At 50.3% G+C, this 23,091-nt stretch carries 12 protein-coding genes and 1 pseudogene; 10 read left to right on the top strand and 3 right to left on the bottom strand.

The features are described 5' to 3' along the window. The first annotated feature begins 17 nt into the window (after positions 1-17). From mads2 (FND52_RS11355) to FND52_RS11320, 8 genes and pseudogenes are all read left to right on the top strand, one after another. Positions 18-2,021 carry a methylation-associated defense system DNA methyltransferase MAD2 gene (mads2, locus tag FND52_RS11355; RefSeq protein WP_144130874.1) on the top strand — a complete coding sequence of 668 codons (2,004 nt, stop codon included), beginning with the start codon at positions 18-20 and terminating at the stop codon, positions 2,019-2,021. Continuing rightward, positions 2,018-4,036, top strand: a complete 2,019-nt coding sequence (gene mads2 / locus FND52_RS11350; protein ID WP_144130872.1) for a methylation-associated defense system DNA methyltransferase MAD2 — start codon at positions 2,018-2,020, stop codon at positions 4,034-4,036. Before mads2 (FND52_RS11355) ends, mads2 (FND52_RS11350) begins: the two co-directional genes overlap by 4 nt. Beyond that, positions 4,033-5,430: a methylation-associated defense system restriction endonuclease subunit S MAD5 gene (gene mads5, locus FND52_RS11345; RefSeq protein ID WP_144130870.1), complete on the top strand. Its 1,398-nt coding sequence runs from the start codon at positions 4,033-4,035 to the stop codon at positions 5,428-5,430. Before mads2 (FND52_RS11350) ends, mads5 begins: the two co-directional genes overlap by 4 nt. Further along, positions 5,430-9,587, top strand: a complete 4,158-nt coding sequence (mads6, locus tag FND52_RS11340; RefSeq protein WP_144130868.1) for a methylation-associated defense system protein kinase MAD6 — start codon at positions 5,430-5,432, stop codon at positions 9,585-9,587. Before mads5 ends, mads6 begins: the two co-directional genes overlap by 1 nt. Beyond that, entirely contained in the window at positions 9,577-11,259 is a 1,683-nt protein-coding gene (mads7, locus tag FND52_RS11335; protein WP_144130866.1) for a methylation-associated defense system protein MAD7, read from the top strand. The genes mads6 and mads7 overlap by 11 nt, the downstream gene beginning before the upstream one ends. After that, entirely contained in the window at positions 11,256-16,709 is a 5,454-nt protein-coding gene (gene mads8, locus FND52_RS11330; RefSeq protein ID WP_144130864.1) for a methylation-associated defense system ATP-binding protein MAD8, read from the top strand. Before mads7 ends, mads8 begins: the two co-directional genes overlap by 4 nt. Positions 16,710-17,063: 354 nt before the next feature. After that, positions 17,064-17,216: pseudogene (locus FND52_RS21885) on the top strand (FosA family fosfomycin resistance glutathione transferase); the annotation flags it as partial. Positions 17,217-17,670: 454 nt separating this feature from the next. Then, on the top strand, positions 17,671-18,546 hold the full coding sequence (locus FND52_RS11320; protein WP_144130862.1) for a phosphorothioated DNA-binding restriction endonuclease: 876 nt from the start codon (positions 17,671-17,673) through the stop codon (positions 18,544-18,546). Positions 18,547-18,759: 213 nt separating this feature from the next. On the opposite strand, the gene FND52_RS11315 is transcribed toward FND52_RS11320, so the two are convergent. Beyond that, on the bottom strand, positions 18,760-20,043 hold the full coding sequence (locus tag FND52_RS11315) for a DUF445 domain-containing protein (RefSeq protein ID WP_144130860.1): 1,284 nt from the start codon (positions 20,041-20,043) through the stop codon (positions 18,760-18,762). Between the two features lie 582 nt (positions 20,044-20,625). Here FND52_RS11315 and FND52_RS11310 point away from each other — a divergent pair. Then, entirely contained in the window at positions 20,626-21,441 is an 816-nt protein-coding gene (locus FND52_RS11310; RefSeq protein ID WP_144130858.1) for a hypothetical protein, read from the top strand. Positions 21,442-21,624: 183 nt separating this feature from the next. Beyond that, positions 21,625-22,059, top strand: a complete 435-nt coding sequence (uspF, locus tag FND52_RS11305; protein ID WP_125293068.1) for a universal stress protein UspF — start codon at positions 21,625-21,627, stop codon at positions 22,057-22,059. Between the two features lie 27 nt (positions 22,060-22,086). Here uspF and FND52_RS11300 read toward each other — a convergent pair whose 3' ends face one another. Further along, positions 22,087-22,842 carry a hypothetical protein gene (locus tag FND52_RS11300; protein ID WP_144130856.1) on the bottom strand — a complete coding sequence of 252 codons (756 nt, stop codon included), beginning with the start codon at positions 22,840-22,842 and terminating at the stop codon, positions 22,087-22,089. Between the two features lies 1 nt (position 22,843). Further along, complete coding sequence (locus FND52_RS11295) at positions 22,844-23,038, bottom strand: hypothetical protein (RefSeq protein WP_125293070.1); 195 nt, start codon at positions 23,036-23,038, stop codon at positions 22,844-22,846. Positions 23,039-23,091 lie beyond the last annotated feature (53 nt).

The raw sequence follows: 23,091 nt of genomic DNA, 5'->3' as shown, positions 1-23,091 counted from the left end.
GAGCGCGGAGTTTTTAAATGAGCAAAAAGATCAGCACACAAGCCGAAAACACGATACCGGCTGGGTATACGCTCGACTACGTTTCCGGCAAACAAATCAAGGAAACGAAGAAGGAGCTAGTCCGGCAGCGGATCGTTCGCGCCCTAATCCACGAATATGGATTCTCGCCGGAAGACATGGAGCTGGATTTTTCCATTGGCGGTCGCAAGAAGGTGGACGTGGCCATCTTCCACCATGGTAAGGAACACACCATCGATAATTTAGGCCGTGCCGTGCTCTGCCGCCAGGAACCGAACGTTGGAAAAAATGCCGTGCGTATTCGCGATTTTGAGCAGGCCGCTCAAGATCTTGATGAAATTGAAGCTATTATGCGTGAGGTTGAAGCCGTTAAGTATGGTTTGTGGACTAACGGTTTGGAGTTCTTCTTTGTTGAAAAAGAGCAAAAGCGCTTCGAAACAAAGTGCAACCCAATCGGCGACTGGCCTATGGCGGAAGAGTCTGTTGGCACCAAAGAGGTTATCTCTGATGCTCACACGCGCGTCGCTGACAATGAGATGCTTAAAATCACATTCCGTCGTTGCCATAACTTCATCCATGGCAACGAAGGCATGCCAAAGGATGCCGCCTTCTGGCAGTTCCTCTATCTGATTTTCTGCAAAATGCATGACGAAAACCTTAGAGGGGTCCAACGTCAGTCATGGAAGCGACAGTTCTGGGCAGGTCCTAAAGAGCAGTTTGAAGCTGAGGGCCGAAAGGCCATCCGTGCACGTATCGAGGAACTCTTTAGCGAGGTTAAAAAGCAATATAAGAACATCTTCCGGGGCAACGAGGAGATCACCCTCTCCAACCGTGCCTTAGCCTTTATCGTTTCTGAGTTAGCTAAATACGATTTCACCCGTACGGACGTCGATGCCAAGGGGGTGGCCTACCAAGAGTTGGTGGGCGTTAACCTGCGCGGCGACCGTGGGCAGTATTTCACTCCTCGGGGTGTAGTCAAGCTAGCCGTGGAAATGCTCGATCCCAAGGAAAACGAGATGTTGCTAGACCCTGCTTGCGGGACCGGCGGCTTCTTGGTCGCCACCTTGGGACACATGCTGAAGAAATTCCGCGAGGAGCAGAATACCCAGAGCGGGAATGAGGACACCACCGAGTTTCTGAACGTCCACGAACGGTTGAAAGAATATGCTGCAGCCAATGTGTTTGGAGCCGACTTTGACCCTTTCCTGATTCGCGCTGCTCAGATGAACATGGTGCTGGCGGGTGACGGTCGGGGTCACATTTACAACATCAACTCTCTAGAGTTCCCGCTGGGACATCTGGCCGATTTGTCTTCCGCTAAAAGGGAAATTCCATTGGGGTCAGTGGATATCATCGCCACCAATCCTCCGTTCGGCTCAGATATCCCGATCACCGACAAACATATTCTTGAACAATACGAGTTAGCACATAGCTGGGAATCAGATGGCGAAGGTGGTTTCCGCAATACGGGGTCATTGAAAGGCAGTGTGGCCCCGGAGATTCTCTTTATTGAGCGATGCATCAAATGGCTCAAGCCAGGTACAGGTCGTATGGGTGTCGTTCTGCCCGATGGTGTTCTCGGTAACCCAGCTGCAGAATACATCCGTTGGTGGATCATGCGCGAAACTCAAGTGCTCGCCTCTGTAGACCTGCCGGTGGAAGCTTTCATCGCCGAGGCCAACGTTAACATCCTTACCAGCCTGCTATTCCTGCGGCGTAAGAGTGAAGAGGAAAAACGCGCCGAAGCCTTGGGGGGGATCGATGAATATCCGGTCTTCATGGCCGTGGCCGACAAGGTTGGCTACGACCGTCGTGGAAACAAGCTCTACAAACGGACTCCGGATGGTGAAGAAATCATTGAGCCCAAGCAGCACATTGAGCGTATTCGCATAGGTGGGCGCTTCTTGGAACGGACTCTGATCCGCGGCGAAAAGATCGAGGACAACGATCTGCCGGTCATTGCAGAGAGGTACCGCGAATTTCTCATGGAGCAGAACGGATGAGTGACCAAAACGACATCATTGAAGCACTGCAGGATTCCACCGAAGAGAGCGGCCCGGATAACTTTTTTATCGACATTCTGACCGGCAACAAGGAGAGGACCTCGGCCAAAAAGTTGTTGGTGCAGAAAATTCTGCGTCAACTCATCGAGAGCTACGGTTTTGATCGAAACGATTTGGAGGTTGATTACAATCCCCAGATTCCCGGCCAGGGGCGTAAGCGCATCGACATTGCCATTTTTCGCCCCAATGCCGAGCACAACAACGACTACCTACAGCGGATAATCGTCTGCAAGAACCAGAAGAAGCGTGACAAGCTCCGTTTCATTAATGAGGCAGATACTGACTTGCTTGAGCTCAAGGAGTTGCTGGAGCTGATCCCCGGAGCTACGCTGGGTATGTGGACCAATGGTCAGGAAGAATTCTTGTTTCAGGTAGAGCGCACTCGATTCGAGGTCCGCACCAAGCCGCTGGGTGTATGGCCGGTGCCGGGCGAACGTACCGCAGATCTCGACCGTGCCGGAGGTGTCATTCAGGTTAGCGCCGACGCGGAAGACTTGGAGGATGCTCTACTGCGTTGCCGCCAGTATCTGAACCGTAACTTGGGGCTCGATCACAAGGATTCCTTTAAACAGCTGGCAGTGCTGATGCTGGCCAAGATCTTTGATGAGACTCAGCCTACCAGCGAACGCAAATTCTGGATTAGAGGGGACGAACCTTTCACCGAGGCTGGTCAACAGGCTATTGCCCTGCGCATCAGCGAATCCGTTGCCGCCGCCAAAATTTGGCAGCCGAACCTGCTGACTCGTGGTTGGGATCTAACTCTGGAACCCCACGAAACGTCCCGCGTGGTGATGGAGTTGGCCCGTTATAACTTAAGTGAAACCCAGCCCCGTTACCGCACCGGAGCCTTTCGAACAGTTGCCCGCGGTGCGATGGACGGCCGCGAGGGCCGCTACCCTACGCCTCTAAACGTGGCTGAAATGGTGGTGGAGATGCTTGACCCACAACCCGAAGAGCGCGTTATGGATTGCTCCAGCGGCACCGGCACTTTCCTAGCCATGACTGCCGCGCATATCTTCAAGAAGAAACTGGCTGGCCTCGGCACCACTCCTGAAGAGGCCTCTAAGGAACAAATCTGTCAGGCACAAAATGAAACCGCCGCCTGGGCGGCCAGCAATGCCTTAGGCTGTGATATTGATCCCTTCCTAGCCGTCGCAAGTCGCATGAACCTGCTGTTCACCACCGGCAATCCTGGACGAGTGTTCCGCATCGATGCCCGCACGTTCCCGGACGGTGATTTGGATGGCATTGAAAGCGCCCGCCCGGCTATGCAGCTAGGCAGCATGGATATGGTTATGCTCAACCCTTGGTTCTCAACCCAAGACACGGTGACCGACCCCTCCATTCTGGAGCGCTATGACTTGGGCAACTACTGGGAGCGCGATGAAGAAGGTGGATTCCGTAACACTGGCAATCTGAGTACCGGTGGCGTACCTCCCGAGGTGTTGTTTATCGAACGTGCTTTGAAATGGGTAAAACCTGGCACCGGTCGTGTTGGCATCCTTTTACCTGATGGCTTGTTGGGCAACCCTGGCGATGAATACGTGCGCTGGTGGATTTTGCACCACTGCGAGGTTTTGGCCTCGGTTGACCTGCCGGTGGAGCCTTTCAAGGTTACGGTGAAGGAATATGGTCTATCACCCGCACTACCGAGTTTATTGCTCCTCCGCCGCCGCAGTCAGGAGGAACTGATAAATACCGAACCTCGAGAATATAAGGTGTTCATGGCGGTGGTGGATCGAGCTGGGGTTGATGCCCGGGGTAATCTCCTATTCCTGCGTGCCCCCAATGGTGAAGAGCTGGTTTTTGATGACGAAGTTATTGAGCGAGTTCGTGTAGGTGGCGAAGTGGAAATTCGTAGAGTCACACGTCGCAACCGCCGCATTCATGACGAGCTACCGCTGGTGGCAGAGAAATACAAGGAATTCCGCGCAACCGGCGAGGTGACATTATGAGCAGAAAATTTCAGGTAAAAACAGTTCCGAGTAGCTGGATAGAGAAACAGGCTCGCCGCCTTGATTGCGGACCGTATATGTCTGGAGCAATTGAGGCACGAGAGCTTCTCGGGCAACTTAGAGTAAGAAAAGATCATCTTCAAGATCTAACTGAGGGCGGCATATCTGGAATAATAAATCCAGGCCGTATTACTCGCCTTTGGGTTGAGGATGAGCAGAATGGGTATCCATTTCTATCAAGCACTGACATTCTCCAATCCGACCTGAGCAATGTTAGTTACATTTCAAAAGCTGCGGCACGTCAAAATAGTCAACTTCTCATTAAGGAGCGCTGGACCCTTATCACTCGCTCTGGAACTATTGGACGCATGGCGTATTCACGCTCAGATATGAATGGAATGGCCTGCACTGAGGATGTTCTTCGAGTGGTTCCAGATGAAAGCAAAATAAAGCCTGGATATTTATACGCCTATCTTAGCTCAAAATTCGGTGTGCCACTTGTTATTTCGGGGACATACGGCTCCATTATCACTCATCTAGAGCCTGAACATATTGCAGACTTACCTGTGCCCAGACTTGGGATAATTGAAGATAAGGCGCATGAACTCATTTGTGAAGCTGCTGCTTTGAGGGTTGAGGCTTCTACTGCATTAAGGCACATCACAAAAGATCTTGAGGAAGAAATCGGAGGTGGTGAAGTAAGGTGGAAAAACCGCCATGTTCAGTCCAGTGCAATTCAAATTGTTTCGATGAAGAAATTTTCTGAGCGCCTTGATGCCTTTCATTATATTGGTTTTGTAGGTGAAGCGATTGAGAAGGCTCGAGTCCCTCTAAGTGAAGTAGGAAATTATGCGCGAGCATTGCGCCCGCCAATTCTAAAGCGAATTAAAGTTGATGGGACCGGTATTGATTTTCTCGGTGGGCGTGAATTGCTCAGAATGGATCAGGCAGCCGATGATCAAATAGCCTTAAGAACACCAAATCTTGAGCAATTCATTGTAAAAGAGGGAATGATCTTATTTCAATGTGTTGGCCAAAGATATGGAATTTTTGGAACCCCGGTACTTGCAAATAAACGATTGGTTGGGCGGGCAGTTACAGAAGCTGTTATGAGGCTAGTCCCTCATTCTCCCGAAGATGCCGGTTATATATTTACATATTTGGCGACAGGTTTCGGGCAAAGATTAGTAATGCGACATTCTGCTGGAACATCCATTCCTGTATTACAGGAAGTTGGAGCTAACAAGATACTAATCTACTGGCCTCATAAAGCACGGAGACTACAGATTCACGAGATAGCTTCTAATGCCTGGGAAAAGAGAGCCAGAGCCATTGAACTTGAAGATGAAGCTCGTGCTCTCGTTGAGCGAATTATCGAGACAGGGGAACGCTAATGGCGAAGGTCATACCCATCGGGCAACCTGCAAACGAATCTGAACGCCAGGCCATCGGTTTCCTTCGGGATCATCTTCCCGATGGCTGGTTGATCTTCCACAACTTCGAGATGCGTCAAGGGGAGGAGGTGTTCGAAATCGATATCGCCATCCTCGCGCCTCATGCGATTTATTTGGTGGATGTCAAAGGAACGCGTGGCAACATCGATGTGTATGGCTCAAAGTGGTATCCCGAGGGGAGGCAAAAATTTCACTCCCCTCTGGCAAAGCTGCGCAACCACGCCAAGGTGATGAGCACCTTATTGGCTGACAGCAATAAAGGGATAATCGAGTTACGTAAAGTGCATGTACATGCGGTTGTATTGCTTACAGCAGATAATGCCCAGCTATATGATCCTGCTGGCATCGATAGCCCGGATGTGACTGACTACAAGCGCTGCTTAAAACTCTTTACTGATAAGGGGAAAATCCCAAGCCACCGTCTTTCTGATATTCGTTCTTATCACTCACATATTGACAAAGCCATTCAAGGTAGAGCCAAGCCAAAATCAGCTCCCCCTGTGTTTGGAAGTTGGCAGGTTATAGAAAAACTTGGTGGCACAGACCGTTACACCGAGTACCGGGCAAAGCACAATTTATTGGGTGCGAAGGCGGGTCAGGTTCGCCTAAGAGTTTATCGCGCAGACCCCTATCTAGAGGAAGCCGCCCGCAAAGACGAACTGAAAAAAATCAGTAATGCTTTTGTGGCTGTTCAGCACATGAGTGCTCATTCGAATGTATTGGCTGTGCGTGACCTGATTCAATCTGACGATGGTAATGAAATTACTTTGGTGGCCGATGATATTTCAGGTCAAGCGCTGCGTCAGCATTTAAAAAAGCCTACTTTTGCGCTCACAACAGATCAAAAATACCAAGTGATCAAAGGTGTACTTTCTGCATTGGATCACGCACATCAACATCAGGTCATTCATCGAAACCTCACACCAGATGCGATTCTCATCACTAAAGGGGGTATAGCTCGCATCACCGATTTCGACTTTGCTCGAGTAGGTAAAAACCGATCGATTTCAGAAACTATTGCTAATCAAATTACCGAAGATCTCGATTCGGCTTATCGCGCTCCCGAATTAGTGATATCCGAGCAAAAGTCTGAGCCGAAAGAGGCCTCCATTGCTTCTGATTTATTCTCTGCAGGCTTAGTATTTTACGAGTTGCTAACTGGTGAGTTGCCCTACGAAAATATTGATCAAATGATCGAAGCCGATGGTAAATTCCCTATCAAACCCTCGGAGCACAAACCTGATTTCCCCAAAGGCATTGATGAGTGGTTGCAAACCTTTTGTGAGTTCGATCCTGAAGATCGTTTTGCCAGCGCTGCTATAGCTAAAAAGCAATTTGAAGATCTGATATTACCCGAAGGCAAAAGTGAAAAAAAACCTTCTGCACCAGCTTTTAACATTCCTGATGACCTAACCAACCTGCCTGCCGATTTTGTATTAGCTGAGCGTTTCAGTGTGCAAAAGAAACTCGGCAGTGGTGGCTTTGGGGTGGTCTATAAAGTATTTGATGCTTTAGGCGATGTAGTTCGCGTTATCAAACTTGTGACCAAAGACCGGCGTAGCGTTTATGAGCGCCTGCGCCGCGAATATAAGACACTCACTAGCCTGCCAGATCATCCACATGTCGTTAAGGTTATCTGGGCCGATCGAATGGCTGATGCAAATCAAACTCCTTATATCGTCTTTGAGTATGTGGAAGGCCTGGACGTGTCCGATCTAATCGATACTGAAGCCTTGGCGTTGGATGATGCTGTTCGCATTGTTCGCGAAGCAGCCGAGGGCTTAGCGCATCTCCATAAACATGGTATTTATCATCAGGACGTTAAACCCTCTAATTTGCTATGGACTGATAAAGGTGTTCGTATCATTGATTTCAATGTCGCGGTATCCGAAAGTGACGAGGTTCAGGGAGGTGGTGGCACTCGTCGCTACCTGCCGCCGGATTACGATTACAATTCCGAGCCGGATGCTTCTGATCGGGTAGACCGCGACATCTATGCTTTGGGTATCACCTTCTACGAGTGTCTGACCAGCAAGTATCCGTTCGACGATCCCACGCCGCCGATCAAGACTCAACCCAAGGACCCCAAGCAGTTCAAAGGCTGTGCCGACCTCAGCTCGTCACTGGTCAACATTCTGGTGAAGATGATCGCGCCGGAGCGTAAGGAGCGCTTCACGTCAGTCGATGAGTTCTTGACTGCCATGGCTGAGGTCAAGCGTCTGCGCTCGGTGCTGACCACCGGCGAGATTGGAGCCGGCCCCAAGGTGGTATCCAGGCTGGGCTTCGAGCCGACCAAGCCCAATAGCAACCCCTTTGTCACCCATCTGCTGACCCTCTACAGCCAGAGCCAAGTATCCAACGCGGGAACCCGTGGCCTCGATGAAGTTGGTAAGGCCACCTATGTGCCGACATATCTGGACGAGAAGCTTAAGCCCGCCTTGCTCAAAGGCGAGTTTAAGCTCGTGATCATTAGCGGTAACGCAGGTGATGGCAAGACCGCCTTTATTCAGCAGGTTGAGTCCTTTGCCGAGAGCAAGGGCGCGCAGATGCAACGTGGCGCGAATGGAGCAGTGTTCCAGATCAAGGGGCATACCTACCTGAGTAACTATGACGGCAGCCAGGATGAAGGCGATGAGCGAAACGATGCGGTGTTGCGGAAATTCTTTGCTCCTTTCGCGGGTAAGGATGCCTCTAGCTGGCCCGAAAATCAGACTCGCCTAATAGCCATTAACGAGGGACGGCTAGTCGATTTTTTCCTGGAGCATGAAGAGGAGTACCCGCTGCTAGCCAGGCAGATCCAACAGGGTTTGGCCGGGGCCGTTCCGGAAGGCGGTATAACGATCATCAACCTCAATTTGCGCTCGGTAGTTGCTGACCCCGAAGAAAGTCAGCCTTCGATTTTTGAGAGGCTGATTGCCCGCATGACACAACAGGAATACTGGCAAGCCTGCGAGAAGTGTGACATCAAGGGCAAGTGTTTTGCCTACCATAATGCCCGGACTTTCCAGGATCCGGTTGCCGGTCCCAAGGTGATCGAGCGTCTGAAGATGCTCTACACCATTACCCACCTTCGCGGGAGATTGCATATCACTATGCGCGACCTACGGTCGGCGTTGGCCTTCATGTTAGTGGGCACCCAAGATTGTGACGGTATTCACCAGCTTTATCAGACCGGTGGTGAAGAGGTCCAAAACCGCATCCTGGACGGATTCTATTTCAACTCGTGGCTTGGTGGGGAAAAAGGCTCCAATGACCGACTTATTGCTCTGCTGCGCGAGATCGACATTGCTGAAGTCAGCAACCCTGATCTGGACCGCGAGTTAGGCTTTCTCCATCCCAGGGCTAAGGCTATGAGTCGTTTCTCGTTTGCAGAACGAGCCGGATATGACAATGAATTGGTTGAAGCGCTGTTTGACAGTCTGCCTCGCGATTACTCATCGAAAAATCGTGCCCGATTGATTTCCAGACATCGGAATTACATTTCACATATGCGACGTCGCCATTTCTTCGAACGAAGGGACATGGGGTGGAAGGAGATGCTGCCATATGAAAGCATCGATCCCTTCTTGGTCTCCACGCAGCGGACAGGTACAAAAAGCAACGATGAGGTGACCGCAATTCTCCGAGCCATCAACCGAGGCGAAGGTTTAAGCGACCCTGCGAGGTTAGGTAACCAGTTGGCACTGCGTGTTCGCCAAGTGGATAAAGGTACCATTCGCAGTTACCGGCTTTTCGACGGTGACTATTTTTCGCTTCGTACCGAACAGGAGACCGCGTTTCATCCTTTCCTCGAGTGCCTGTCTCAGGCGTTGGTCCTGCTTTATGACTCCGGCGAAGGGCACAAGGCCAGCCTACGTATCAATCTCGATATATATGAAATGCTGATGCGCCTTAACGACGGCTACCGACCAAGCGTAGAAGAGCAAGAAGGCTTTTTGTTGAGCTTGTCCGTCTTTAAGAACTTGTTGGCCTCTGTACCTTACAACGAAGTATTGTTAACCAAGGCTGGCCACAAATTTTACGAAATCCGTCGAGAACAAGATGGACGGCTAGTAATGGAAGCATCTGAAAAGGGGGCCGAATACAATGTCAATTAAAGGCCGTGACAAAGAGTTTCGAATCCCGAAAGTTTCTTATCTCGATTTTAAACATATTGAGATGGATCGCGTACTCACTATGTTGTTTCCACGATTGAAATACGATGGTTATGGTAGTCGCAGACCTCCTCGCGGTGGCGATCTTTCAGTTGAGGAGTTTCTCGAAGATTTCCTTGAACATCCCGAGTGGTTTGCTGGTTTCGATCAAAACCCTGAAATTGTTCGAGCCTGGATTGAAACAGATCTTATGGATCTAGTGAATAGAGGTAAAAGCAACCAAGCTCTAGCTGCACCACGTCCTTTGCATGGCAATACCTATAAGTTTCGTAACGCGAAGCATACCCGAGATTACGGCGCTGCAGAGCAAATCTACTGGATGCTTTTCTATGCCCGCAAAGGTAAGGGCCAAGCGGCGCGAGATGCCTTGAAGCGTTTCTTCTTCCCGGGGATCGACTTGGTGACGGACCGTTACGATCCCAACGCTTCCGTGGATGTGGAAACGCAGGCCATCTTGCGCTTAGACCAACAGGTTACGCAGGATATGAAGGATTCCAAGGAGCCCGCACGTTTCCAACCTTTATGTATCGGCCAGGCCGATATTTTGGCTGACGATATTCTGCGTCTACTCGCCTATGAGCCTTATATCCCGCGCTCGGTGTTGGTTGATTATCTCAAAACTCTGATGGCTTTCCATCTGGCACTATATCACCTCAAACTACTGCAAATGCTGCCCAAGCTGGTGAAGCAGCGTTCAGGTAACGATCTCTGCGCCGCTAGGGAATGCCCGATCAACCCGGGTCTCGACAATGCTCTGGAAGGTTGCCCTTACCGCTTGGCGTTGATAGTAGATATGGGGGACGTAAACAATCCTCACATGGTCGAGTTAGCTCGAAAATCCACTGACCGGCTCTATCGTCAGATACCTGCTTTTGTGCAGGCCAATTTTGTCGTCAAGAAACTCGATGAAATGGCGGAATACCTGAGCAAAAAGACTGGTAAATTGGCTCCCCCTGGAGGCGGTGTGTTCACCGTTAGTGATCTGATATCCCTGCTGAAGCCCGAACACGACACCGAGCGTCAAGCCTACTTCAAATTCCGCTTGGCGAGCCTAATTGAAGAATCGGCCTCCAGGAATGAGGATTTAGACCCAGAGATCAGGGACGTCACCGCCATGGGCTTGGGTGAATTCGATTCCTTCATTGAGATCCTGATGGCCTATCGAGGTAAGTATCACCGCCAATACATCACTGAGTGCCTGGATTCTCTTCTGCTGAAGAATAAAGAAAGCGGGCTTCTGGCTCAAGCACGGACTAAGGGAAGCCCGCGTCGGTTCGTGTTGGGAAGCAAGCTGCTCGAAGTGCTCCTCCAGGTAGCCGTACTTACCCAAGACGGCGGGCGTTTCGTGACCCACGAGGTTCGCATCGAAGAATTGTTAGCATTTTTAAAGAACCGCTACGGTCTTTACATCGACCAGTTACCGGAAGGAACCCTAGCTAACAGCAGCATACTGGACAGACGGGCCCTGCGTCTCAATCTCGAAGCCTTCAAGCGCCGCCTTCGTGAAATTGGATTCTACCAGGACTTGTCGGATGCTTATGTAACCCAAAAAGTATCGCCCCGATATGCAATTGAACGATTTGATGGAACTGATAAAAATGGGAGACACACATGAGTAACGCGTTCATAAAGCTTCCACAGGATAAATTGAATGCGGCGTTGGCAGGGGTGCTGTGTCCTCGTATCGAAGCGATCTTGGGTGATCGTGGCCCAGGACATTGTGTACGGGTCACCGACCTTGATGACGCAGTTATGGAGTCAGTATGTCGGGAAATTAGGCGAATTTGGCCTGACGGAAACATATTTATACTCGGCAGTCATGACCAAGAAGGCATGTCTTTCCGAGTAACTTCCACCAAATTGGTGGAACTGCGTAATCCTGACGCGAACGGCGAACTGCGCCAGCCTTTGCTGGTGTTCATACCGACCTCGCTCCGTACTAGCGCCGAGGATTCTTTTGGCGTGGCGACCTTCGAGGAGCTTGCCTTCACCGGTATCTACGAGGATCTGATCGACTCGCTGCTTGACCGGCTCCCGGCAACGCTGGCTGGCTATGTTCGCGATCTTTTGGGTATCCTCACCGAGGAGGAATGGCTGTTTGCCGACGATGTTTCGCGCGCGCGGTATCTACTCACCGCGCTCGAAAACGGGATTGATGGAGAAACTCTTGGGGCAAGTCTGTATGAATTGGCGTTGATCCCGGACTTCAAGCTCTTTGCCGATCCGGGCATGGTCATTGGAAAAATTCGCCGTAATCTTGGCAGCGTCCGCAGTTTGATATCCTCGCACAAGTCGGTTCGTGGTCGTATTGCTGATCTCGGGCTCAGCGATAAGGCATTGGAGTCGCGTCTATTCACCTACTTTGAAAAATACGATGTCCATGAGTCCGAATCCTGGACGCCCCCCATTGCGACAGACAAAAGTTGGTGGAGCATTTCTTTCGATAAATGGACGTTCAAAGAAGAGCTATCACTGGACAAGGTTCTTCTGACAGTGTTGGAAACTGACTTGCCTGTCGTTGCGGATGATGAGACGGACGATCAACTCAGTGGCCTCATCGGGCAACAGGTTCTGGTACCGAACGACCGTCGTAAAATGAACGTGGTGTTTGAGGTTAATCCTCATCCCGGTAAGGTCAGTGGGCTTGACCATTTTATGGTGCAAATCATTTCGCAGAATGACGGCCCGGTAGGGAAATCTAAAAAGGTAAAAGCCTGGACGCCGAACCGCCTGCAATGTACTACCAGCCTGGCTAAACTCAATAAAATAGAATTCGAGGAAGGATGGCATTTCATCCGTGTAATGCCCTGGACTGCCGATGGCGACCCTATTCCGCTGGAAGCGGATTTCAGCTCCGAGGGCGCTAAGCGCTCTTACGAGAGTGAGCCTTTCTACGTCCTGCCCGGTGGCAACATTGAAGAAGAGCCCCCCCAACGTGCCATTCCTATTGAGCAGAGCTTGGAGCATGCACGTTTCCGACTGCAATTGACAGCCCTGGGTGACGAACGTGATCCCAATGATATCGCTATCAGTGGTGTAGCTTGGTCCGAGGGCGGTCGTACCAAGAAGACCTCCCGCCTGGAAACCTTGCACGCAAAATTCGGTCGTGAGGGGGCCGTTCAGATTCCGCTATCACGTACGCTCAAAATCATCGAGCAACGCATCTTAGCAAAGCCTAAACACCCGTCAGGCTGGCGAATGCAGATCAACCTGGATACCGCTGAGCCACCCTCCGAGGTCGGACTCATGCTGCCTACTTCTGCCGCGATGGCATCTTTCCTGGCTGCCCGTGAAGAGTTTTTTGCAGTGGTGCGCAAAGACACTGCCGAACTGAGCATGCAGGGGCTGTTGTTCCAGGACTCTGAAAAGGAATGCCTCGCGTATGCTGAAAGCTATCTTGACTTGGTCAGGAATCTCATCCGCCAGGCCGAGATGACTTCTGGTGTCGAGCGCCAGCAACACCTGCAATCGCTAAGAAACGTACTGGCCGTTGATTCAATCCATGTCATCCTGACCGACTTCCGTGGAAGGCATCGCGAGGCTGTTTTGGTCTCCCCAACCCATCCGCTCCGAGCCTTGTGGCTGAACAGTTGGGTCACTCTGGGCAAGGATTGGATCGGGAAGATCAAGTCAGGTGGGAAAGAATACATTCCTCATGTCCGTTCTGCCCTATTGGATGGCCTTGTGCCCTCAGCCTATCCTGTTGGCATTCCCGTAGAGGATGGTCGTATCTTCACGCCGGTGGACAATCTAAATGCGTTTTGGGCGCTATACGCTCCAACAACCGAGGATAATTCTCGTGGCCTGATGGCGGAGGTCTGCTCGGCACTTGGCTTGGTCGAGCCCTCTGCGGCGGGAACTGATATTTCCGGAAAGGTTATTGCGGATAAGATTGAGCGCTATCTCTCCCAGCATCCTTATGTGAGAGAGCTATCGCTGAATATCTTTAACCCCGGATCAGGTTCGTTAATAGCTGAGGCTCTGATAGCGCTTCAGCAGAAACGTGAGTATGCCGATTTGCGCTATGACATACGGCTCTTTACCTCCGAGCCTGACTCGCCGGTTTTGGGTGAGGCGCTTGAATCCATAGTTCGTCCCGGAGCGACGGTGAATGAGGCTTCAGACGCGTTTGCGGCCTCAACTGGCAGTCATCTGTTTTCCAAGCTGAACTTGGCCAAGCACGCGCTGAATGAATTCCATGCAAATTCCAAGGAGTTTCCAGCGCACATCAGCGTTCTTTTGGATGTGTTCCCCGCCGAGGAGCTTTCCATTTCCGAGAGGCCGATGGGGGTGACTCCGTTGTATGGGTTGATACAGGATTTTGACACCGAATTCGTGGACGACGATTCGGGTACCTTTTGGAATAAGCGGCCGATTATTGGGCGCTCCTTCAGTGCGAACAACCAGGCTGCGTGTTTCGATTTGCTGTCGTCGCTGAGCCGTCACCTCTGTTTTGCAACCTCAGCGGTTGCCACTTCTGGTGCTAGTTTCAAGGCCGTACCCGTTGTAACCCTTGGCCTCGATGTGGCCCAACGAGAGCTGATCTACGAGGTTCACCAGATCAGCGATTGGGTGTTCACTATCGACCGAAATATGGGGATTGAGTTTTTCGACCATGGAGGTCGGAAGAACAGACCGGATTATCTGATTGACTATGTGCCAGGAGCCAGCTCCCAGGCGACACATAATCTGATAATCTCCTCGCGCTCGAACGATGAGTTGGAGGCCATGCTGAAGCCGGTGCTGCTTGAGCACGGTTTGTCCGCCGACGGAGAGCAGTCGGTTCAGATACTCGCGAACCTACGCTCGCTTTCTGGTCAGCTTGCCCTGAAACTGATTTCCGCACGTACGCAACAGGCGGAGGCTCTTGGCCTGGCTCTGGCGAGGCTCTATCTCGAATATCAAGGCGCGTTAAGCAATCAGATCATTGTGCCATTAGACGCACACACGGACCTCTATCGCTCAAGCGGTGAGTCAGACGATGTTAACGATGCTATCAGCCTACAACGTACCGACTTGGGTTTGTTTGATTTAGATTTAACCACTAGGACGATCACCTGTAATCTGGTTGAGGTGAAGTGTTATTCGCAGGTTGGTGCCTTTGCGGCTTTCAACCAACTGAAGGAACGGATCTCCGCCCAGATAAATCAGAGTGAGCGCATCCTCCAGCGTCACTTTGATCCGGCCCTGAAAAAACCGGATCGGCCGGATAGGTTGCTCAAGAGCCGGGAGTTGGCTCAGATTCTTAGGTTCTATCTGGAACGCTCACTGCGTTATGGGATCTTTGAAGAGACTGCCGCGCACGAAGCGAGAGGACTACTTGAATCCATTGAGCAGGGCTACTCGCTTCAATTCAGGCGGTGCGCTTTGGTTTTCGACTTTGACAAGTCTGGAACAGAATCTCCGGACAACGAGGTTGGCATCGAATTCCATCGTATCGGCAAGGATCTCATTCATGCCTTGCTGGAGAACTGCCGCAAGCCTGTGTCTGTCGAGAGTGAGGAAGTACCGACCGCTCCTACTCTGAGCGAACAGTTCATTTCGAACGTACCGAAGCTCGAGACTGCCGCTTTCATTGCCCCTAATAGGGTCCGCTCGACATCCTGGACGGTGGACGAGCTTTGGGACGATGAGCTGGAGACACCAGTCACCCTGCCAACATCTTCTGTCTCAGAGGAAACCATCGCACCTGTTCAAAAGGAAGCACAGGCGAAACCCGTCGAGCAAGCACCTGAACCTACCACCATTGTGCCCAAACAAGAAAAAGATGACGAACAACCCGCCACCGTTGATGTGGAACCGGAAGAAGCTGTTCAACCCGAGCTTGAAGTGCAGGAGCATCTGACATCCGAGCCTCAAGCCGAAATCAGCTACGACATCATGCTGGGCGTTAATGGTAGTTCACCGCAGTACGGATTGCTCGGAGAGGTTTCCGGACGGAAAATCGCGCTGGACCTCAATCATACCCACACGATCAGTCTCTTCGGGGTTCAAGGCGGTGGAAAGAGTTACACCCTTGGAACAGCAATTGAGATGGCCTCAATGCCGATTCAGCACATCAATGTGCTGCCAAGCCCGCTCGCCACAGTTATTTTCCATTATAGCCCGACGCAGGATTATGCGCCGGAGTTTACCTCGATGATTAATGCCAACTCGGTAGAGGATGAGATCCGTATCCTTCGTGAGCGTTACAAGGCCAACCCGGAAGCATTGAAGGATGTCTTGATTCTTACCCCTGCCAACAAGGTAGATGATCGTAGGGCCGAGTACCCGGATATTGAGGTTAAGCCGATTGCTTTTTCTGCCGCTGAACTTAAGGCAGCACACTGGAAATTCCTAATGGGAGCGATTGGTAGCCAGAGCATGTATATGCGCCAAATCAATCTCATCATGAGGGGACTGCGGGATAACTTGACCTTGGATTCTCTGCGAGCAGGCATCGATAACTCTGGTTTGTCCGATCATCTAAAGGAGCTGGCCCAGACGCGCTTACTGTTTGCAAGCGAATATATCGATGATAACCAGCGTCTCCAGGATCTGATTCGTCCCGGCCGGTTGATTATCGTGGATCTGCGAGATGAATACATCGAGAAGGACGAAGCTCTCGGTTTGTTCGTGGTGATGCTACAGGTTTTCTCAGAAGCAACCTACCAGGGAAGCGCCTTCAATAAGCTGGTGGTTTTCGATGAAGCTCACAAATATATCGAGAACGATGATCTGGTTTCCGGCTTGGTCGAGGTTGTCCGTGAGATGCGCCACAAGGGAACCAGCATTATGGTCGCCTCTCAGGACCCGCCATCAGTCCCGATCTCTCTTATCGAGTTGTCTTCACAGATCATTATGCACAAGTTCAACTCGCCCGCATGGTTGAAACACATCCAGAAGGCGAATGCCGCTCTTGGTGAGTTGACCTCCGATAAGATGAGCCGTCTCGGCACCGGCGAAGCCTATGTATGGTCGAGCAAGGCCTCGGACGACTCATTCACCCGGGGTGCAGTGAAGATCAAGTGCCGTCCTCGCATTACCCAGCATGGTGGCAGTACCAAAACGGCCGTGGGTCGGTAGGAGATCTTTAAAGGGATTACTTGGAAAACGGAGAATATCCTATACTAAGCCTGTTTTTTAAGCAGATATCATAGGCTGCTTTGAGCTAAGCGGACATTACAGCTAGGCTGAACTAAGTATGGATAATGGAAAACTAAACATAGTGCCCAAAAAAACGTATCAGTGGCTTTTTTAATTATCAGTCTCACCTCCGATGGAGGTGGTGATTGTTCATGTGGGCTTTACCTATAGAACGCCCATGCTAAATACTGGCTCGGTTTGTTACCAGCAAATCAAGGAGTAAATAGCATGGGCAGATACAAATCCGCTTCCCACTTATTCTATCGCTGTCAGTATCATCTTGTATGGACGACGGTCTGGAAAGACAATAAAAGCGAAGGGCAATCTTTCTATTTTCTTGACCCGGATGGACACAAGCTGGAGCTGCATGTGGGGGATTTAGTATCCCGACTGGCGCAATGCCGTGAGAAGCCTTACTTTGGAATGCGTTTCGGACCTGGAAAATAATCACGCAACTTTGTGATCTTCCACGCAGTATTCAATTTTATGTCCCATTCTGGGGGCAAATCCCCAAAGTAAAACCTCACAACCCATTAATTTTCAATAAATTAAATGAAAAGGCGAGTCCGGCCTTCGCACCAAAAAATTTAATTGTAGTCTTAATCAGTCTGAAATCTGCGTTGTACGATATTTTTCGTGATTTTCGCTTCGACAGAGGTTAATGTGAATCAGTCCATATTAAATAATTTATGAGTAAGAATAAGGGTAATCATTATTAATCATGAAAGAGTATATTAAGCCACTCCACTCCATAAAAAATACAATTCCAAACCCGTATCGACAATAACGATATATTAGTTTGAACATTTCCCACCCAAAGAAATCTCTGGTGATAACCTCTTGCTCCCACACCATTTTCCGAGCATGATCGCAAAACCCTCCACCCAGAACCCAACCCCTCATGACCCCCGATCAAACCCTCAAACACGCCATTTCCAAAATCACCATCTGGCGCAAAGGCGTTCAACGAGCTCCACACAAGCCATTACTCCTCCTGTATGTCCTTTCCCAATACCGCCGGGGCCACGCCCGCCTGTTCAACTACGGCCCTGAAATCCGCGATCAACTTCTGGATCTGCTTAACCGCTACGGCCCCCAGCGCCGCGATCAGCGTCCGGATATGCCATTCTGGCGTTTAAAGGGCGATGGATTCTGGGAATTACAAAACGCCGATCTCTGCTCAACCAGTGGTGCCCGCCAACCTCCACGAGCCGAGCTCATCGAACACAACGTCTCAGGCGGTTTCGACGCCGAGAATTTCGCGCTACTTGTTAAAAAGCCTAAACTAATCGACACGCTGGCAAACCAACTTCTTGAAACCCATTTCCCCGCCAGCATTCAGAACGATATCGCCGATGAACTGGGGTTTGATATTCAACACACCCTCAGCCAGCGCGATCCAAAGTTCCGCCAGATGGTGTTGCGCGCCTACAACTATCAGTGCGCCATTTGCGGTTTCAATATGCGGCACGACAACGCGCCTATCGCTCTCGAAGCGGCGCATATTCGCTGGAAACAACATCAGGGGCCTTGTGAAGTACCGAACGGATTAGCACTTTGCGCTATCCACCATAAAGCATTCGATCGCGGCTCAATCGGTCTGGATGAAAATATGCGGATCGTGATATCAGAAGCCGTGAACGGCACCAGCGCGGTCGTTCAACAACTATTTTGGGACTACGCAGAAAAGGTCATTACCTTGCCGCAGAGTAAATTAAATTATCCAAATGAAAAATTTATTGAATGGCATCAGACTGAGGTATTTAAAAAGGCGTGACGGTCGTTATTATTCAGGGAAATATTTTGTGATGAGCTTATTCCCTTAAATAACCTCATTACTTCATCGGCATCATCATCGGCAAACCCACAACTGCATAATTCTCACTGCTCCCGGCCCCAGGTCGGGAGCGGCTATCTTTTACAGCGTCGGCGGTCCGCATGGCCAATTTTGCAGTTCCTGGCCTGTATGGCGCTGCCTACCATTACACACCTACCACCATTCGGCACCTTGCACCCATCCCGGCACCTGTGACAGCAGCCACAGCACCAGCCCGATACACCCGCCTACCAGCGTCCCGTTGATGCGAATAAACTGCAAATCTTTCCCAATGTTCAGCTCGATCTGGCGCGACATATCCCGCGCATCCCAGCTTTTCACCGTGTCGCTGATGTGACGGGTTAAAAACGCGGCGAAGTCCGGCGCAACGCGGGTCGCGGCCTGCTCCATATGTTCGTTGAGCGAATTGCGCAGCGCGTTATCCGCCACCAGCGTTTCGCCAAACCATTGGCCGGCCTCGGCGATGCGTCGCTGAACGCGTGAATCTTCGGACTGCATATCCGTTTTCAGCCACTGACGCAGGTCGCCCCACAGTTCGCCGAGATAGCGGTTAAACGCCTCGTCGTTTTTGAGATAGCGCTTGATATTATTGGCTTTCTCCGCCATCTCCGGGGCGCTTTTCAGGTTGTCGATCAGCTTCAGCGTAGCGCGATCGAAAGCCTTGCGGATCTGATGGGCGCGATCCTCGCTGATATCATCCAGCAGCGAATTCACCGCATCGGACACCAGTTCCGCGCTGTGCTCGCCCAGCCACTCGGTGGGTAAAATTTTGGCTTTTAGCGGATGCTCGGTCTCCAGCCAGTGGACAATTTGCCGGGCGATAAAATCGCGGGTTTTATCACGCTGGAGTAGGGCAATAAGTTGAGTAATCAGCGAATCCAGCAACTGCTGATGGCGATCGTTTTTGGTCATACTTTCCAGCATCAGCGCGCTGGTGCCGGTAAGGTCGACTTTATCAATCGCCTTGTGAACCGCACGGCGCAACAGCCCCTGGATCCGCGAATCGTCGGTCAGCTCCAGAAAACCGCTCATCCCCTGAATCAAATACCCGCCGACCTTCTGGGCATTCTCCGGCTGGCTGAACCATTTACCGATCAACATTGCCGGTTCATGGCGATGAATAAGCGCGACCAGCGACTGGGTATCGAGGAATTTTTCTTCCACGAATCGCCCAAGATTTTCACCAATCCGGTCTTTGTTGCGCGGGATAATTGCGGTGTGGCGCGAGATAAACGGCAGCGGCACCCGTCGAAACAGCGCCACCACGGCGAACCAGTCAGCCAGCGCGCCGACCATCGCCGCCTCGGAAATGGCCTTTAGCCCGCTCACCCAGGGGCTGGGCGGCAGGAACAGAGTGGTGACAAACGTGGCTGCGGCAATCAGCAGCAGCGACAGCGCCAGAAGCTTGGCGCGCTTGAGTTCAGCTAATTTTTCCATCAGGTAAGCATAGAGGCGATGCGGGGGATGGGGTAGGGGAAAAGGTTTAAACGGATGTCCATTATGCCAGGATATATTTTCGAACAGTACCGTTACGCTAAAGATACATATAGGCTCGTAGAAGACTCCAGAATAACGATGGTTTATCAAAATGAATAAATAACAGGCCTTACAAGAATCAATGATCATATAAAAATGGAATGAAAACTAAAAATAAATGTGCTTATTTAATGATTTTTTGCAAGTTTAACTTAATGGCGAAATCAAGAAATTAAAATTTACAGCTTATGTGGAATTTTTTTGTTCTTTTTTGCCCTGTCTTATATATTATTCAGATAAGGATGAGGCTGCAATTAATATTATTGTGCTTGATCACGTTATAGCTTAATTTATGTGACTTATAAAGTTCTTTTGGTGTATAAGGTTAATTCAAATTTAGTAGAATTACATCTCAGAGGGATTCTAATGAGGTCACTAGTTAACAGAATTGTCGAGCTGACGTTATTTATCTACTTCACCATATTTATGTTTTTAATTGATTTTAATTTTTCTTATAAGAAATTGACCGTGTATGTAATTTGTATGGTTACGTTTCTTATTTTATTCTTGCGGCGCAAGAGGTGTGTTGAGATTTTTGATTTATTTATTAATTATGGTGACAATAGATTCTTATCTAAAACCGCTGCGTATTGCTCGATTGGTGGATGGCTATCTTTCGCTTTATTCTTGCCATTCTTCATTCTAAATGTACGATTGGTTGCTAATATATTTTTAATATCCTTTTGCCTATTGATCTTCATCAGTAGCGCGTTGATGCTATATACAAATGACTCTCTTCTAAAAAAGCGAGTTTTTAGTATTGAATTCATAAGTGTAGCATCATTGGCTTACGTCGTGTCTAGTGCTTATTCATCTGGCTTGTTTTTGCAGCTTAGTAATATGTCAATAGAGGATAGTCCATGGGTGGCATTTTGTTGGAAATTTGTGGCATTTATTATACTTGTAAGTATTTTCCTGCAACCAATATCTTATTGGATATTTATTCGAAATATTGAAAAGGCTAAAGGTGCCCAAATATTAACTATCTTGGGTAGTTTGGCTGTGACCTCTTTTATAGTATTACTACTTCCTCATTTTCTATCGGGAATTGCTTATATTACTCTCACTAAATCAATCGGATTTGAATGGCGAGATGAAGCAACGTGCGGAAACTTAACCGATAAGGTAAAAGGTGAAAAGTATTTTGGTTTTAACGCTGATAAATATACTGTTTACTTCTCTGAACGAAGCGGGATGTGGGGGTTTGATGAATTGGTATGCATCAAAAATGATCAAGGAGTTTACCAATTCAAAAAGAAAAATGTCTCTAGCGAAGCGCTTTCCGACTGGGTTAAATAATAATTAGATGAGTCACTGATATTATATAAACAGACACCCGAAATCGTTGTTCGGGTGTCTGGGTTTTGAAACCATTTTTACTCTCCTCCATCTTCTCCAAACCCCTACCCCCATCACACCCAAGCGGTTAAATTTTGACCATAATAACCGTGTGGTTTCACACAGCACGCAAAAGGAGGTTGTATGTCCAGAACGATTTTAGTCCCCATCGATATCTCTGAGATGCAGCTGACGACGCAGGTTATTCCCCATGTGCAGGAGTACGCCGGGCGCGAGGTTGCGATGATCCACTTTCTGGCCGTGATCCCGGACCATAGCTATTTTGCCGCTTATGGCCTGGAATACACCACCATCGCGCCGGAACGCTCGCAGCGGGAAGCCAATGCGCTGGAGACGCTCAATGAGCTTGTCAAGCAGTTCAAACTGCCGGAGGGCCGCGTAAAAACGCATGTGTATAGCGGCGCGCCGAAGGATCACATTCTGCGGGTGGCGGATCAGATCAACGCCGATCTGATTATCCTCGCCTCGCACCGGCCCAGCATGAGCACCTACCTGTTAGGCTCCAATGCCGCAGCGGTGGTGCGGCATGCCAAATGCTCTGTGCTGGTAGTTCGCTAATCCATCAAGCCCACTGCGGTGGGCTTTTTATCTGTGATCTAATCCCATCGCGCTCACCGGATCGAACAGCGACAGGCTTTCTATTTGCTCCAGCAGGATCACTTTGCGAAACGACAGTGCGGACTTTGGCTCCGTGGTGAGCGTGATCTCGTGCTCCGCGTACCAGGCGCTGTAGTTGTGCTCCACCACAAACTCGCCGCTTTCCCTGGACCGATAGCCGCTCAGGAACGGGATCAGCACAATATTGTTGCCGGGGTTGCTGCTGTCGAACGAGGTGGTGTGAACCATCCCGACATATACGCGCTGCGATTTAAGCATCACGAACGCCAGTTCACCTTCTTCCATGCACTGATACAGCAAGCCCTCCAGCCCATTGGCGCGGGTTAGCTGCTTGTAGAGCGAGCGGCGTCCGCCGCTGTCGAGCCGCGCGCTGCGCGCCCAGTTGGAGCGATACAGGCAAAACAGCACCGCAAATCCCAGCATGATCACCACCGGTGCCTGGATGCCGAGAAAGCTCCAGTTAATAAACTCCATCTGGTAGCGGTGCGCTTCCGTGCCGAAATACTGCGGCAGAGCGTTCATCGTCAGCGAGGTCAGCAGTAAAATCAGCCACACGGCGGCGGTAGCGATCAGCCCCTGCAATACGAAGATGCAGCCGTACAGCGCCACCAGGAAGTAGACATCCCAACCGAAGGTGCGTTTGTATTTCAGGCGCGTAGAGAGGTCGCGGCTGGCGTACCAGTAGCCGCAGACCATCAGCACCATAAAGATCGCCGTTCCCATCTCAGGCCCGCTTCAGCATTTCAACGTGGCGTTGAAAGTCCTGTTGAACCTGGACGCAATGAATGTTGACCATGGCATTGCCGTCGCCGTCGATAATGATGCGTTCACCGTCGTCGATGGCGTCCTGAACGTCGCCGTGGCTGATGACTTGTAACAGTTTTTCGGGGCTTGAGAACAGTGATGGCAGCAGTTTCATGAATTTTCCTCCTGGCTACAGTGTAGAAAGTCTGAACCAAAGTCGCGGAGGAT

It is taken from the genome of Atlantibacter subterraneus (assembly GCF_007570865.1).
In the GTDB taxonomy this organism is placed as follows: domain Bacteria; phylum Pseudomonadota; class Gammaproteobacteria; order Enterobacterales; family Enterobacteriaceae; genus Atlantibacter; species Atlantibacter subterraneus.
The sequence above is the reverse complement of the archived record's forward strand: the minus strand, read 5'-3'. Positions and strand labels throughout refer to the sequence as shown.

What these genes read in the sequence shown, in the direction of transcription:
- mads2 (WP_144130874.1), top strand. Translation starts at nt 18, where the DNA reads ATGAGCAAAAAGATCAGCACACAAGCCGAAAACACGATACCGGCTGGG.
- uspF (WP_125293068.1), top strand. Translation starts at nt 21,625, where the DNA reads ATGTCCAGAACGATTTTAGTCCCCATCGATATCTCTGAGATGCAGCTG.
- FND52_RS11320 (WP_144130862.1), top strand. Translation starts at nt 17,671, where the DNA reads ATGACCCCCGATCAAACCCTCAAACACGCCATTTCCAAAATCACCATC.
- FND52_RS11300 (WP_144130856.1), bottom strand. Translation starts at nt 22,842, where the DNA reads ATGGGAACGGCGATCTTTATGGTGCTGATGGTCTGCGGCTACTGGTAC.
- mads6 (WP_144130868.1), top strand. Translation starts at nt 5,430, where the DNA reads ATGGCGAAGGTCATACCCATCGGGCAACCTGCAAACGAATCTGAACGC.
- FND52_RS11310 (WP_144130858.1), top strand. Translation starts at nt 20,626, where the DNA reads ATGGTTACGTTTCTTATTTTATTCTTGCGGCGCAAGAGGTGTGTTGAG.
- mads2 (WP_144130872.1), top strand. Translation starts at nt 2,018, where the DNA reads ATGAGTGACCAAAACGACATCATTGAAGCACTGCAGGATTCCACCGAA.
- FND52_RS11295 (WP_125293070.1), bottom strand. Translation starts at nt 23,038, where the DNA reads ATGAAACTGCTGCCATCACTGTTCTCAAGCCCCGAAAAACTGTTACAA.
- mads7 (WP_144130866.1), top strand. Translation starts at nt 9,577, where the DNA reads ATGTCAATTAAAGGCCGTGACAAAGAGTTTCGAATCCCGAAAGTTTCT.
- FND52_RS11315 (WP_144130860.1), bottom strand. Translation starts at nt 20,043, where the DNA reads ATGGAAAAATTAGCTGAACTCAAGCGCGCCAAGCTTCTGGCGCTGTCG.
- mads5 (WP_144130870.1), top strand. Translation starts at nt 4,033, where the DNA reads ATGAGCAGAAAATTTCAGGTAAAAACAGTTCCGAGTAGCTGGATAGAG.
- mads8 (WP_144130864.1), top strand. Translation starts at nt 11,256, where the DNA reads ATGAGTAACGCGTTCATAAAGCTTCCACAGGATAAATTGAATGCGGCG.